Source organism: Xanthomonas sacchari (assembly GCF_040529065.1).
In the GTDB taxonomy this organism is placed as follows: domain Bacteria; phylum Pseudomonadota; class Gammaproteobacteria; order Xanthomonadales; family Xanthomonadaceae; genus Xanthomonas_A; species Xanthomonas_A sacchari.
The window spans coordinates 32274-46028 of sequence record NZ_CP132343.1; the positions used below are offsets into that span (position 1 = coordinate 32274).

General features: G+C 69.2%; 15 protein-coding genes. 11 read left to right on the forward strand and 4 right to left on the reverse strand.

Going from position 1 to position 13755, the window contains the following annotated elements; translation table 11 throughout:
* The first annotated feature begins 100 nt into the window (after positions 1-100).
* The 5 genes from mlaD to RAB71_RS00140 all read left to right on the forward strand — a co-directional run bounded on the left by mlaD (position 101) and on the right by RAB71_RS00140 (position 4432).
* Positions 101-628, forward strand: coding sequence for an outer membrane lipid asymmetry maintenance protein MlaD (gene mlaD, locus RAB71_RS00120; RefSeq protein WP_010341090.1), 528 nt, complete (start codon positions 101-103; stop codon positions 626-628).
* Positions 625-1293, forward strand: a complete 669-nt coding sequence (locus tag RAB71_RS00125) for a phospholipid-binding protein MlaC (RefSeq protein ID WP_010341091.1) — start codon at positions 625-627, stop codon at positions 1291-1293. Before mlaD ends, RAB71_RS00125 begins: the two co-directional genes overlap by 4 nt.
* Positions 1283-1600, forward strand: coding sequence for a lipid asymmetry maintenance protein MlaB (locus RAB71_RS00130; RefSeq protein WP_010341093.1), 318 nt, complete (start codon positions 1283-1285; stop codon positions 1598-1600). Before RAB71_RS00125 ends, RAB71_RS00130 begins: the two co-directional genes overlap by 11 nt.
* 3 nt (positions 1601-1603) lie before the next feature.
* On the forward strand, positions 1604-2686 hold the full coding sequence (locus tag RAB71_RS00135) for a VacJ family lipoprotein (protein WP_010341094.1): 1083 nt from the start codon (positions 1604-1606) through the stop codon (positions 2684-2686).
* A gap of 774 nt (positions 2687-3460) precedes the next feature.
* Positions 3461-4432, forward strand: a complete 972-nt coding sequence (locus tag RAB71_RS00140) for an IS110 family transposase (protein WP_043094910.1) — start codon at positions 3461-3463, stop codon at positions 4430-4432.
* 45 nt (positions 4433-4477) lie between these two features.
* On the opposite strand, the gene RAB71_RS00145 is transcribed toward RAB71_RS00140, so the two are convergent.
* The 3 genes from RAB71_RS00145 to rmuC all read right to left on the reverse strand — a co-directional run bounded on the left by RAB71_RS00145 (position 4478) and on the right by rmuC (position 7378).
* Positions 4478-4966 carry a hypothetical protein gene (locus tag RAB71_RS00145; RefSeq protein WP_104609607.1) on the reverse strand — a complete coding sequence of 163 codons (489 nt, stop codon included), beginning with the start codon at positions 4964-4966 and terminating at the stop codon, positions 4478-4480.
* Positions 4967-5066: 100 nt separating this feature from the next.
* Positions 5067-5609 (reverse strand): glutathione peroxidase, encoded by a 543-nt coding sequence (locus RAB71_RS00150; protein WP_010343025.1) that lies wholly within the window; start codon positions 5607-5609, stop codon positions 5067-5069.
* Positions 5610-5788: 179 nt separating this feature from the next.
* Positions 5789-7378, reverse strand: a complete 1590-nt coding sequence (gene rmuC, locus RAB71_RS00155) for a DNA recombination protein RmuC (RefSeq protein ID WP_010343026.1) — start codon at positions 7376-7378, stop codon at positions 5789-5791.
* 384 nt (positions 7379-7762) lie between these two features.
* Between rmuC and RAB71_RS00160 the strand changes: the two genes are divergently transcribed.
* The 6 genes from RAB71_RS00160 to RAB71_RS00185 all read left to right on the forward strand — a co-directional run bounded on the left by RAB71_RS00160 (position 7763) and on the right by RAB71_RS00185 (position 13092).
* Complete coding sequence (locus RAB71_RS00160; protein WP_040901942.1) at positions 7763-8089, forward strand: hypothetical protein; 327 nt, start codon at positions 7763-7765, stop codon at positions 8087-8089.
* A 126-nt stretch (positions 8090-8215) separates the two neighbouring features.
* Positions 8216-8944 (forward strand): MgtC/SapB family protein, encoded by a 729-nt coding sequence (locus RAB71_RS00165; RefSeq protein ID WP_010343028.1) that lies wholly within the window; start codon positions 8216-8218, stop codon positions 8942-8944.
* A 42-nt stretch (positions 8945-8986) separates the two neighbouring features.
* Entirely contained in the window at positions 8987-10057 is a 1071-nt protein-coding gene (locus tag RAB71_RS00170; protein ID WP_010343029.1) for a sensor histidine kinase, read from the forward strand.
* Entirely contained in the window at positions 10054-10674 is a 621-nt protein-coding gene (locus RAB71_RS00175) for a response regulator transcription factor (protein ID WP_010343030.1), read from the forward strand. Before RAB71_RS00170 ends, RAB71_RS00175 begins: the two co-directional genes overlap by 4 nt.
* A 247-nt stretch (positions 10675-10921) precedes the next feature.
* Positions 10922-12364: an amino acid permease gene (locus RAB71_RS00180; protein WP_010343031.1), complete on the forward strand. Its 1443-nt coding sequence runs from the start codon at positions 10922-10924 to the stop codon at positions 12362-12364.
* Complete coding sequence (locus RAB71_RS00185) at positions 12361-13092, forward strand: DUF6882 domain-containing protein (RefSeq protein ID WP_010343032.1); 732 nt, start codon at positions 12361-12363, stop codon at positions 13090-13092. The genes RAB71_RS00180 and RAB71_RS00185 overlap by 4 nt, the downstream gene beginning before the upstream one ends.
* 45 nt (positions 13093-13137) lie before the next feature.
* Here the strand turns inward: RAB71_RS00185 and RAB71_RS00190 are convergent, their stop codons facing one another.
* A complete protein-coding gene (locus tag RAB71_RS00190) occupies positions 13138-13539 on the reverse strand; it encodes a DUF2628 domain-containing protein (protein ID WP_010343033.1) in 402 nt (133 codons plus the stop codon).
* Positions 13540-13755: the final 216 nt, after the last annotated feature.

The window sequence follows — 13755 nt, forward strand, 5'->3', positions numbered from 1 at the left end:
GCGCCAACGCGGGGCCGGCCGACGACGGCAGGTCCCGCGGCAACATCCCGGTCGCGGCACTGGCGCCGCGGCCACGCTGAATCAACAAGGTAGACACGTTATGGCTCTCCGTGGTCCCCGTCTCGAGTTCGCCGTCGGCGCCTTCCTGCTGCTGGGCCTGGCCTCGCTGCTGGTGCTGGCGCTGGCTTCCACCAACCGCCAGTGGGGCTTCGGCGGCCACCGCTACGACCTGGTCGCGCGCTTCTCGCAGATCGGCCAGCTGCGTGCGCAGGCGCCGGTGAAGATCGGCGGCGTCATCATCGGCCAGGTCGCCAAGATCGACCTGGACCCGACCAAGTTCGACTCGGTGGTGACCCTGTCCATCGACGACAAGTACAAGGACCTGCCGGCCGACACCTCGGCGGCGATCCTGACCAGCGGCCTGCTCGGCGAGAGCTATGTCGGCCTGCAGCCCGGCGGCGACCCCGACACGCTCAAGCCCGGCCAGGAAATCGCCTTCACCCAGCCGGCGGTGGACCTGATCCAGCTGGTCGGCAAGTACATGTTCGGCGGCGGCGACAAGAACGCAACACCCGCTGCCGCACCCTCGGCCGACCCCACCACGCCCGCAACGGAACCCAAGCCATGACGATCAAACTGCTTTCCGCCGCTCTCGCCGCCGCGCTGGCCGTGGCCGCGCCCTCCGCCGCCCTGGCCCAGGCCGCCGCGCCGGCCGCCGCCGCCACCCAGGCCGGTTCGGCCAGCAAGGTGGTGCTGGAGAACAGCACGCGCATCCTGACCACGCTGGAACAGCGCCGCAGCGAGTTCAAGAGCAACCCGACCGCACTGCGCCAGTTCATCGACAGCGAGATGAACAAGTCCTTCGACCGCGACTACGCCGCCCGCCTGGTGTTGGGCGTGCACGGCCGCGGCGCCTCCGATGCCGACGTCAAGCTTTTCGGCGACGCGATGGCCGACAACCTGATGCAGCGCTACGGCACCTCGCTGCTGACCTTCGAAGGCAAGCCGCAGGTGCGGGTGAAGTCGGAAACCCCGCTGCCGGGCGGCCGCGGCGTCAAGGTCTCCACCGAGCTGCTGCGCAGCGGCGGCGACCCGGTGCCGGTGGACTACCTGCTGCGCAACACCGGCGCGGGCTGGAAGATCTTCGACGTGATGGTCGAGGGCGTGTCCTACGTGCAGACCTTCCGCAACCAGTTCGACACCCCGCTGCGCAACAAGTCGATCGCCGAGGTCGCGGCCGAGCTGCGCAACGGCACGCTGCAGGCGGCGCCGGCGGGCAACAGTGGCGAGTGATGCGCCGCAGCTGCGCCGCGACGGCGACACGCTCGCCCTGAGCGGCGTGCTCGACCGTGCCGCGGCCACCGCGCTGTGGCCGGCGGCGCTGCGCGCGCTGCCGGGCGCACGCGCGCTGGACCTGCGGGCGGTGTCGCGGGTGGACAGCGCCGGCCTGGCGCTGCTCGCCGAACTTGCCGCGCGCCTGCGCGCCCAGGGCCAGGCCGAGGTCGCCATCCACGGCGCCCCGGCCGGCCTGACCGACCTGAGCGCCGCCTACCGGCTGGCCTCGACCCTGGATTTCCACTCTCCCCCTGCGGCGAGCTGACACATGAACGTGCTGCGCATCCTCACTTCCCTTACCCTGGCCGCCGCCCTGGGCGCCTGCGCCGGCGCGCCCAAGCGCACGCCGCCCCCGCCTCCGCCGCCCGTGGCGCAGTCGGCACCGGCCGCCAGCGACAGCGTCGCGCCCACCGATGCGAATGCCATGGCGGCCACCGCCGACGGCACGAGCGGCATGGACGCCAGCGCCCAGGCAGCATCGAGTGCGCCAGCGGTGACGGCGCCGGCAAGCGCGACGGGCACTGCGTCGGCCAACGGCACGCCGACCTCGGCCGAGGACGACTACGCCGCGCTGTACGGCAGCGACCCGTACAACCCGGTCGCCGATCCGACGCTGCCCGCGGGCGTGCCCGCACCGCAGAGCTACGACCCGTGGGAGAAGTTCAACCGCAAGGTGCATGCCTTCAACAACGTGGTCGATCGCGGCGTGGCGCGACCGCTGGCGCGGGCCTACGTCAACGTGGTGCCGCGGCCGGTGCGGTTGGGCGTGACCAACTTCTTCGACAACCTCAGTTCGCCGCTGACGATGGTCAACCAGTTGCTGCAGGGTCGGCCGCTGCAGGCGGGGCAGACGCTGAGCCGGTTCCTGATCAACAGCACGCTGGGCATCGGCGGCATCTTCGACCCGGCCACCGACGCCAACCTGCCGCGCCGCAGCGAGGACTTCGGTCAGACCCTGGGCGTGTGGGGCTGGCGCCGTTCGCGCTACCTGGAACTGCCGCTGTTCGGTCCGCGCACGGTACGCGATGCGTTCGGCCTGGTCGGCGACGCGCCGCTGTCGCCACTGCAGCAGATCGAGGAGGACCGGGTGCGCATCGGCCTGCAGGGCCTGCAGTTGGTCGACACGCGGGCGCAGTTGCTGTCGCTGGACAGCATGCGCGACCAGGCGCCGGACGAGTACCAGCTGACCCGCGATGCGTGGCTGCAGCGCCGCAACTATCAGATCGAGAGCGACATGCGCGGGCACAAGCGGCAGGACGACGATCTGCCGGCCTATCTGCGCGAAGAAGAGACCAATCCGACGGTGCCGGTGGATGCGATGCCGGTCCCGGAGTGGCGCGGCGGTCGCTAGTCCGGCGCACGACGCACCGACGAAAAGCCCGGCTTCGGCCGGGTTTTTTGTGTCTGAGGATTTTGCTGGTGTCGTCTGTGGGTGCCGCACGATGTGCGGGAATGAGTGCACGGTTTGCAGTACGTGATCCAGTGTAGTGGCGAACTACAGGGTGCAGCCGGCTTTGCTGTTGCTCCTGCGGTTGCTGTTGCTATTGATTTACCGGGGTCCCCTCGGCGCGGCAGCCACGGCGGGGAAAAACCCGAAGGGCGGCGTACATGGATGTACGCCGTTCGCGGCAGGGGCAGGATGCCCCTTCCGCGAATCCCCGTTGTGGCTGCGAACCTGGAGCGCGCAGCGCGGAAGGCGCGCTGCGGGGTGTGCTTTCTTTTGGTTACTTTTCTTTGCACAAGCAAAGAAAAGTGACTCGCCGCAAGGCGAAAGCTTTGCTCTTGCACTTGCTGCCACGGTGGCGGCCGCTGAATCGTAGGAGCGGCTTCAAGCCGCGACAGACAGAACGGACTCTCGCTGTCGCGGCTGAAGCCGCTCCTTGTATCTGGACATGTCGCCCCTAGACAGGCGTCATGTCTTCCGACTGATCATCGGAGGAGGTGTGGGAGGTCCAGTCGCTCCTAAAGCTTCGAGCTTGCATCGTAGATCGGCTCCGCCCTCCACATGCTGGCCCTTGTGTGTCCGAACGGTATCCAGAGTCCGCCCCCGGGCGTGAACTCGCATCGACAAGGCAGGACCGGGCCCAGCGCCGATCATGACCCTGACACGATGGAGGAATCGCGTATGTCTCCCGTCATCGGCATCGACGTCGCCAAACGCAGTTTCGATGTGGCCATCGATCTGACCAATGGCAAGCACCGTACCAAGGCCAAGTTGTCCAACGATGCCAAGGGCTTCCAGGCCCTGCAGGCATGGCTGCAGACGCATGCGCAGCCCGATAGCTGGATCGCCATGGAGGCCACCGGCACCTACCACCAGGCGCTGGCCGAGTTCCTCCACGCACGCGGCTATCGGGTGTGCGTGCTCAACCCGGCGCAGACGGCCGCGTACGCACGCAGCCAGCTCAGCCGGGTCAAGACCGATCGCAGCGATGCCAAGCTGATCGCCAGCTATGCCCTGCGTCACCGCGAGCAGTTGCGCCGTTGGCACCCTGATCCGCCGGCGCTCAAGCAGCTCAAAGCGCTGGTGCGCCGGCGCCAGGACCTGCAACAGATGCTGCAGATGGAGCGCAACCGGCTGGAGGTCGCTCCGGCCCAGGTAAAGGACTCGATCCAGGTCCATCTGGCCGATCTGCAACACCACATCGCCCAGATCGAGCAGGCCATCGATGACCATATCGACCAGGATCCGACCTTGCGTGGGCAGCGCGAGCTGCTGGTGAGCATCCAGGGGATTGCCGACACCAGCGCGGCCTTGATGCTGGCCGAGCTTGGCGATGTGAGGCGCTTCGCCGATGCCTCGGCGGTGACCGCCTTCGCGGGCCTGAATCCGTGCCTGCAGGAGTCGGGCGAGCGCAAAGGCCACGTCTGCATCTCGCGCACCGGCTCGCCCCGTCTGCGCGCGGGCCTGTTCATGCCGGCCCTGGTGGCCATGACCCACAACCCGATCATCCGGACGCTGAAACAGCGGCTGAGCGAACGCGGCAAAGCCGGCAAGCAGATCGTGTGCGCCGCCATGCGCAAGCTCCTGCACCTGGCCTACGGGGTTCTCAAGTCGGGCACGGCGTTCGATCCGAAAAGGGGCCTTGCCTGCTAGGGGGTAAGACGGTATCTACAGATCTTCTCGTCCGATAGACCAACTTCAATCAACAGCAGTAGCAACAGCAAAAACTCTAAAGGCTTTCGCCCTTGCGGGCGAGTTACTTTGATCAGCCTTCGGCTGCTGAGAAGCGCTTCTTTGCTCGCGCAAAGAAAAGGTAACCAAAAGAAAGCGCGCCCTGCCTCGCGCCCTCCGCGCTACGCGCTCCGGGTCCGCGTCCAGCACGGGTATCCGCGGAAGGGGCATCCTGCCCCTGCCGCGGACGGCGTACATCCATGTACGCCGCCCTTCGGGTTTTTCCCCGCGCTGGCCGCCGCTTCGGAAGGGAACCCGGTAAATCAAAAGCCAGAGCAACAGCCAAAGCCAAGCAACAGCCGAGGCAACAGCAACAGCAACGGCGATGGCGACGGCGACGGCAACGGCAACGGCAACGGCAACGGCAACGGCAACGGCAACGGCAACCACGTCGATGCTGCACGCCTTGAGTAGGAGCGGCTTCAGCCGCGACAAGCGACGCTGGAAAACAACCACGTCGGCAACCTCTCCGGCTCAGTCACCAACTAGCTAGACGCCACAACAGTACCTTCAACTCTGCCTGGCACCGCCTGATGGTCTCAAGCGCAGCGCACCGTTACCCCAGCGCCGCGTCGATCGCCGCGCGCAGGCGCGGATCCTCCGCGGTGACGTCCGGAGCGAAGCGCGCGCGGACCTGGCCGTCGCGGCCGATCAGGAACTTCTCGAAGTTCCACAGCACGCCCGGCGCCGGATTCGGCTCGATGCCGTAGCCGGCCAGCTTCTCGCGCATCGGACCCTCGCCCTCGGTCTGCGGCTGCGCGGCGATCAGCGCGCGGTACAGCGGATGCGTGTCCTCGCCGGTGACCGCGATCTTGGAGAACATCGGGAAGGTCACATCGTAGGTGAGCTGGCAGAACTGCTGGATCTCCGCCTCGCTGCCCGGCTCCTGCCCCTTGAAGTCGTTGGCCGGGAAGCCCAGCACTTCCAGCCCCGCAGCCTGCTTCTCGCGGTACAGCGCTTCCAGGCCCGCGTACTGCGCAGTGAGGCCGCACTTGGAAGCGACGTTGACGATCAGCAACACCTTGTCCGCGAACTCGGCCAGGGTGGCCGGCTGGCCATCGATGCGGGTCAGCGGAATGGCGGTCAGCGACTCGGACATGGGCATTACCTCGGTCGAAAAGAAGCGTCAGCATAGTCGTTGCGGCTACGGCGCAGCGGAAGCCCGGGACCCCTCACTCAGCGCCGCGACAGGCGACTGTCCGCTGACCAGGTGTCCCACATCGGCGCACCACACACTCCATCGACGTTCACGTGACGACGCCTCTCAGCCGCGTGCCCTCAGCCGGACTCGTCGCCCGCAGCCTCGTCCGCCTCGGCATCGTCCAGCGGCAGCGACAGTTCAAGCAGCGGCGCGGCCTGCGCATCGGCCAGGGTCTCGACGCCGCGCAGGCGGCGTTCGATGGTGCGGGTCTTGCGGCTGGCCTCGCCCAGGCTCTTGCCGACGGTGCTGATCTGCTTCTCGGCCTTTTCCAGGATGCCGGCGAACTTGCCGAACTCGCTCTTGACCGCCGCCAGCACGCCCCACACCTCGCTGGAGCGCTTCTCGATGGCGAGCGTGCGGAAGCCCATCTGCAGGCTGTTGAGCAGGGCGGTAATGGTGGTCGGCCCGGCAACGACGATGCGGTGCTCGCGCTGCAGCAGGTCGGCCAGGCCGGGGCGGCGCAGGGTCTCGGCATACAGGCCCTCGGTGGGCAGGAACATCACCGCGAAGTCGGTGGTGTGCGGCGGGGCGATGTACTTGTCGCCGATCGACTTGGCCTGCACCCGGATCGCGCGCTCCAGTTGCACCCCCGTCGCCTGCACCAGTTCCGGATCGCCCTGCTCCTGCGCGTCGAGCAGGCGCTCGTAGTCCTCGCGCGGGAACTTGGCGTCGATCGGCAGCCACACCGGCGTGTCCTCGTGGCCGCGGCCGGGCAGGCGCACGGCGAAATCGACCATCTCGTTGCGCTCCGGGCGCACCCGCACGCCACGCGCATACTGCTCCTGGGTCAGGGTCTGCTCGAGGATGTTCTCCAGCTGCACCTCGCCCCAGCCGCCGCGGTTCTTGACGTTGCTCAGCACGCGCTTGAGGTCGCCGACGCCGGTGGCCAGCTGCTGCATCTCGCCCAGGCCGCGCTGGACCTGCTCGAGCCGTTCGGAGACCAGCTTGAACGAGGCATCCAGGCGCGTGTTGAGGGTGGTCTGCAGCTTCTCGTCGACAGTGCCGCGCATCTGTTCGAGCTTGGCCGCGTTGTCGGCCTGCAGTTCCTTCAGCCGCTCCTCCAGGGTGGCGCGCATCTCGCCCATCCGCTGCTCGTTGCGCTGGACCAGGTCGCCCAGGCGCTGGCCGAGTGTGTCGGCGAAGCGCTGCTGCGCGTCCGCGCCTTCCTGGCGGCCCTTGCGCGCGTCCTCGAGCAAGGCCTCGCGCAGCGCGCCCAGCTGCGCGTCGATGCGCGCGATCAGTTCGGCCTGCTGCTGGCCGAACTGGGCCATGCGTGCGTCCTGCTGCTGGCCGAAGGCGTCGAGCTGGCCGCGGATCTCGACCAGGCGCTGGCTCAGCAGCTCGGCCATGCGCTGCTGCGCGGCGCCGGCCTCGACCCGGCCGCGCCGCGCGTCCTCGGTCAGCGCTTCGCGCAGTAGGTCCAGCCGCTGATCGGTGCGAGTGGACAAGTCGGCCAGGTGGCGGGCGAAGCCTTCGCTGCGCGCGTCCTGCTGGCGGGCCAGGCTGTCGAGCTGCTCGCGCAGTTCGCCGCGGCCGCTGCGCTGCTCCTCGCGCAGGGCCGCCTCCAGCGCGGTGTGGTTGCCCCGCCGCAGCAACACGGCCAGCAACAGGGCGATGACGGCGCACAACAGGCCGGCGAGGATCAGGAAATGGGCATCGTTCTGCATGCGGCCAGTGTAGCCGGCCGCGTCTCAATCGCTGCGCCACGCGCCGGCACGCGGAGGAGAGCGGATATACCTTGGTATCGCCGCCATGGCCTCATGCAGGCTGGTGCACACCTGAGCCGCATGCCAAGCTTTGCGCCACCCGCTCCTGGCCCGGCCAGTGAGCGGCACCGCGGCATCCGACCGCGCCAGACCGTCGCGCTCCGCGCGATCCGTTCCCCCTGACACCGGAGGCGAGCATGGACCCCGATCCGCATCGACGCGGCGTCAGCGCCGCATTCCCCCACCGCTCCCCTCGCCTGGTCGCTGCCCGGCGCTGAGCCGGAAGACGCCCGCTGCCCGCACGCTGCGACGTCCTTGCCGGCCACGCGCCGCAAGGAGGTCGTCATGTTCGTGTTCTCGCTGTTTTCCCGTCGTTTCCGCCTGCAGCGCTGCCTGCAGCGCGCGCTGCGCGCCGCGGTCGCCATGCGCCGCACCGAGGCGCTGCGCCATCTGCTCGCCGCCCACGGCGCGCGCGCCTTCGCGCTGGCGCTGTCCGCGCAGTCACCGCGGGTGATGGCCGATGCACTGTCGCTGCTGTCCGTCGCCGACCGCATCCGGGTCCGCGCGCGGCTGCCGCATGCGGCGCAGCGGCGCCTGCACGAGGCCGGGGTGAGTGCCCCGGCGGCGCACTGGCTGCCTGCCGCGCTGGCGTGGCGGCCCGGGGTGCGCTGAGTCGCATCTGTCCGTCGCCACGATGCGAGCTGCCATCTCGCCGCGGCATCATCGGCCCCCGTCCCTGCCCACTCCCTTCCCCGGAGCCGCCATGCGCGCTCCCCTCGCCCACTGGAACGCGCCCTGATGGAAGCCCTGCGCCTGTTCAATCTCGGCTCGCTGCTCGACACCCTGGTGAGCCTCACCGCCGCCTTCGTGCTCGGCGCGATCATCGGCTTCGAGCGCCAGGTGCGCCAGCGCACCGCCGGGCTGCGCACCAACACCCTGGTCGCGGTCGGCGCGGCGATCTTCGTCTCGCTCGGCGACCGCCTGTTCGAGATCCACGGCGGCACCCAGGGCGCGGTGCAGGTGGTGGCCTACGTGGTCTCGGGCATCGGCTTTCTCGGCGCCGGCGCGATCATGAAGGAAGGCGCCAACGTCACCGGGCTCAACACCGCGGCCACGCTGTGGGGATCGGGCGCGGTCGGCGCCTGTGCCGGCGCCGGGCTGGTCGCCGAGGCGGTACTGGCGGCGATGTTCGTGTTGCTCAGCAATACCCTGCTGCGGCCGATGGTGAACCGCATCAACCGGCATCCGCTGAAGGAATCCTCGCTGGAAGCCACCTACATGTTCTATGCGATCTGCGCGCGCGAGGTGCACGGCGAGGTGCGCGAGCGGCTGATCGAACTGCTGGAGGAGGCGCACTACCCGGCGCGCGAGGTCGAGCAGCATCCGTTCGGGCAGCGGGACGTGGAGATCGCCGCGACGCTGTATGCCACCGCGGTGCGCGCCGAGGAACTGGATGAAGTTGTGCAGCGCCTGGAGGGCGAACCGGGTGTACAACAGGCGTTCTGGAACGCCGGCGCCGAAGCCTGAGCCAGCCATGCCCAACCTCGTCACTTCCATGCCACGCCGCCGATGATCGCCTGGTTCAAGCCGCTGCCGCCGCACCGCCGCCTGCTCGGCCTGGCCGCGCTGTGCCTTGCGCTGGGCGCGATCTTCGTCGCCGACACGGTCACCGACTACGCGGTGGCGGCGGCGCTGTTCTACACCGTGGCGATCCTCGGCGCGGTGCGGCTGCTGGCACCGGTCGGACTCGGCGTACTGGCCGGCATCTGCGTGGTGCTGGTCGTGCTCAGCTTCCATCTCACCCACGCCGGCGCCTACCACGTCGGCGTGATCAACTCGGCGATCAGCATCGTGGTGGTGGCGGTCACCGCCTCCATCGCGGTGCGCATGGAGCGCGCCAAGGCCGCCGCGCACGCGGCGCAGGCGCAATTGCTGCGGCTGGCGCGGGTGCGCAGCCTGGGCAGCCTCACCGCCTCGATCGCGCACGAGGTCAACCAGCCGCTGGCGGCCATCGTCACCAGCGGCAATGCCTGCCAGCGCTGGCTCGACCAGCAGCCGCCGAACCTGGACAAGGCGCGCGCGGCGCTGGCGCGCATCCTCGCCGACGCCGAGCGCGCCGGCGAGGTGATCGCACGGGTGCGCAGCCTGACCCGCGGCGAGGCGCCGCAGCAGCGCGCCTTCGATCTCAACGCCGCGGTCAACGAAGTGCTGGCGCTGTCGCAGGGCGAACTGGAGCGCAGCGCGGTCAGCGTGCACACCGAACTGTCGGCGCTGCTGCCGCCGGTGTCGGCCGACCCGGTGCAGATCCAGCAGGTGATCGGCAACCTGCTGCTCAATGCGATCGAGGCGATGGCCGCCACGCCGCCAGCACTGCGCACGCTGCGCATCGTCACCGAACGCGAGGACGCACGTTCGGTGCGGCTGAGCGTGGCCGACAGCGGCGAAGGCCTGACCGCACAAGCGCAGGCGCACCTGTTTGATGCGTTCTGGACCACCAAACAGGGCGGCATCGGCATCGGCCTGAGCATCAGCCGCAGCATCGTCGAGGCCGGCGGCGGCCGCATCTGGGCCGAACCGGGGCGACCGTGCGGCGCGGTGTTCCACGTGTGCCTGCCCACCGCCAACGGAGTGCGGCCATGACCACCGACGCGAGCGCCCGCCCGGTGGTGTACCTGATCGACGACGACGCCTCGATCCGCGCCGCGCTGGAAGACCTGTTCGCCTCCGTGGACCTGCAGGTGCATGCCTTCGCCTCGACCCGCGACTTCCTGGCGCACACATGCGTCGACGCGCCGAGCTGCCTGGTGCTGGACATCCGCATGCCCGGACAGAGCGGCATGGACTTCCACCGCACCATGCACGAGGCCGGGTTGGCGCTTCCGACCATCTTCATCACCGGCCATGGCGATATCCCGATGAGCGTGGAGGCGATGAAGAACGGCGCGATCGAGTTCCTGACCAAGCCATTCCGCGACCAGGACCTGCTCGATGCGATCGGCCAGGGCATCGCCCGCGACCGCGCGCGCCGCGCCGCCGAAGCCGTGCAGGCCGAGCTGCAGGCACGCTGGGCGCGGCTCAGCGCCGGCGAACGCGAGGTGGTGGAACTGGTGGTGCAGGGCCTGCTCAACAAGCAGGTGGCGGCGCGGCTGCAGCTCAGCGAGATCACGGTGAAGGTGCGCCGCGGCAATGCGATGCGCAAGCTGGAGGTCGGCTCGCTGGCGGAGCTGGTGCGGCTGGCGGAGCGGCTGGGTCGATAGAACACGCTGATGCACAGGTATTCGGTAGGAGCGGCTTCAGCCGCGACAGGCGTCATCGGCAACGCCCGTCGCGGCTGAAGCCGCTCCTACGCGACAGAGAGATACAGCGGTCTCCGCGCGATAAAGCCGGACACGCGCTTCGCATCGACCAGCACAAGCGCCGAGCCATACCGCGCCACAGGCATAGCTTTGCTGCACCGCATTCGGCGACACTGCCGGGCTTGTCACTTCCGCACCCGAGGCCCGCATGTCGTTCCTGTTCCGGCGCAAGTCGCTCGACCTGGTCACCGTCCACGAGGCCGGCCGCCGGCTGGTGCCCTCGCTGAGCTGGCCGCATCTGGTGGCGCTGGGCATCGGCGCGATCGTCGGCACCGGCATCTACACCTTGATCGGCGTCGGCGCGCAACTGGCCGGGCCGGCGGTGCTGGTGTCGTTCGCGGTAGCCGGGGCGATCTGCGCCTGCGCGGCGCTGGCCTACGCGGAGATGGCGACGATGATGCCGGCCGCCGGCAGCGCCTACACCTACAGCTACGTCGCGCTGGGCGAGGCCATCGCCTGGGTGGTGGGCTGGAGCCTGATCCTGGAGTACTCGCTGGTGGTCAGCACGGTGGCGGTGGGCTGGTCGGGTTATTTCGTCGGCTTCCTGCACTGGGCCAGCGCGCAGACCGGGTTCGACATGAGCCTGCCGGCGGCGCTGACCGCCGGGCCGCACGCCGGTGGCATCGTCAACCTGCCCGCGGTGTTGATCACCTTCGCCGTGGCCGGCCTGCTGATGGCCGGCACCAAAGAGAGCGCCACGCTCAACGCGGTGCTGGTGGTGCTGAAGCTGATCGCCCTGGGCATCTTCGTGGCGGTGGCGCTGCCGGCGTTCCAGAGCGCCAACCTGCACCCGTTCATGCCCTACGGCTTCCCCAAGACGGTCGGCGCCGACGGCGTCGCGCACGGGGTGATGGCCGCGGCGGCGATCATCTTCTTCGCCTTCTACGGCTTCGATGCGATCTCCACCGCCGCCGAGGAAACCAAGAACCCCAAGCGCGACCTGGCGATCGGCATCGTCGGTTCGATGATCGGCTGCACCCTGATCTACATCCTGGTGGCGCTGGCCGCGGTCGGTGCGATGCGCTACGACGTGTTCGGCGCCAGCGCCGAGCCGCTGGCGCTGATTCTGCGCGAGCTGGGCCACGGCAAGGCGGCGGCGGCGATCGGCGTGGTCGCGGTGATCGCACTGCCGACCGTGCTGCTGGCGTTCCTGTACGGGCAGAGCCGGATCTTCTTCGTGATGTCGCGCGATGGCCTGCTGCCGCGCGGGCTGTCCAAGGTCAACGCGCGTACCGGCACGCCGGTGGCGACGACGCTGTTCACCGCGGCGCTGGTGGCGGCGCTGGCCGGCGTGGCGCGGCTGGACGAGATCGCCGCGCTGGCCAATGCCGGTACCCTGGCCGCCTTCATCGCCGTGGCCGCCTGCATGCTGGTCCTGCGCCGCCGCGAACCCGGCCGTGCCCGCACCTTCCGCACGCCGCTGGCGTGGCTGGTCGGGCCTTTGGCGATCGGCGGCTGCCTGTACCTGTTCTGGAGCCTGCCGGATACCACGAAGATCTGGTTCGGGCTGTGGAACGCGCTGGGCGTGGTCGCCTACCTGCTGTACGGCCGCCGCAACAGCCTGCTGCAGCGCGCGCAGTCCCCGCGATGAGTCCGGCATTCCGGGCGGCGCTGGCACGCCACATCGGCAGTGCCTATGCCCGCCAACTGGCGCTGGCCGACGTGCTGGCCGAGCGTCGCTGGCAGGTGGACCTGGGCGAAGGCCGGGTGCACTTCGGCGAGGATCTGTCGTTTCCGCTGCAGTTGCTGGGCACGGCCGCCGAGGCCAGCGCCAGTTGGCTGTGGGCCTGGGCCAACACCGCCAGCAACCTGCCGCCGGCCCTGCTGACCGAGGCGACCGCGCTACGCGCATACGGCGAGCGCGAAGGCATCGAGGAGTTAGTCGAACCGTCCTCGGCAGTGGGCGCGGACGCCGGCCACCACATCGCCCTGCTCGCCGGCGCCCTGCGTGGGCGCTGCTACTACCGCGCGCCGTACGATGGCGGCGCGCTGTTCTTCCTGCTCGAGGAGGTGCCAGCCGCAGTCTTCGCGCCGTGCGACGACGCCCGCGTGCTGCGTCTGCTCGGCGAATTGCCGATGCAGTTCGAACTCGACCACCGGGCCATGACCGACGGCTTTCTGGCCGACCAGGGCTTTGCGCTGCAGCGCGAATCCGCGCAGACCGTGGCGACCCGCGGCAACAGCCGCATCGTCCTGGCGTTCGATGCGCAGGAGCGGCTGACCGGCGTGAAAGGGCAACTGGCCCCGGCGCAGGCCGCCGCCGCCGCGGTCACGGCGAAGCCGGCGCCTGCCTGGCAATTCTGGAAACGTCAGCGCTGAAAGCAGCGACGGCGCATCAAACGCGCACGCCGCTGCGCCAGGCCGTTACCACCAACGCACGCCTTCGAACGGGTTCCAGCTGACGCTGCCCTTGCGCTGGTCCAGGTAGTAGGCGTAGTTGGCGGCCATGCCGACCAGCAGCGAGTAGGCGATGCCCAGGCCGCGGCCGAGCGCGTCGGGCAGGAACGCCGCGACGATGCCCAGCACCAGCGAGATGCCGATCAGCCCCAGCGCCTTGCGCCACATGCCGAGGACGAAGAAGTAGATGAAGCCGAAGAACAGGGCGAAGAAGTTCATGTTGATCTTCAACCGCTCCATGAACGGCAGCGCCTTGAACGCGGCCTTGTACTCGGGCGTGGAGGGGGCGCCATACCGATCGAAGAAGTCGAAGCGGAACTGCCACTTGGGGCTGAGCGGGGCGCGCTGCGGGAGATTGGGGGTTTCCATGGCGGGAGCATCCGTGTTGTAAACGTTTTCAGTTTACCTGAATGGCGCGGCGTGCGCCAAATGGGCGCGGGCTGTAGCACCAGTTTGGTGCGGGAACGGGAGTTGGGATTGGGGATTTGGGATTGGCGAAAGCGGGCTCAGCGCGGACCCACGCCTGCCTGGGACGAGCTCCCTTTCCCCTGTGACAGCCGCCGGTTCAGCGCGTCGGGACTGAAG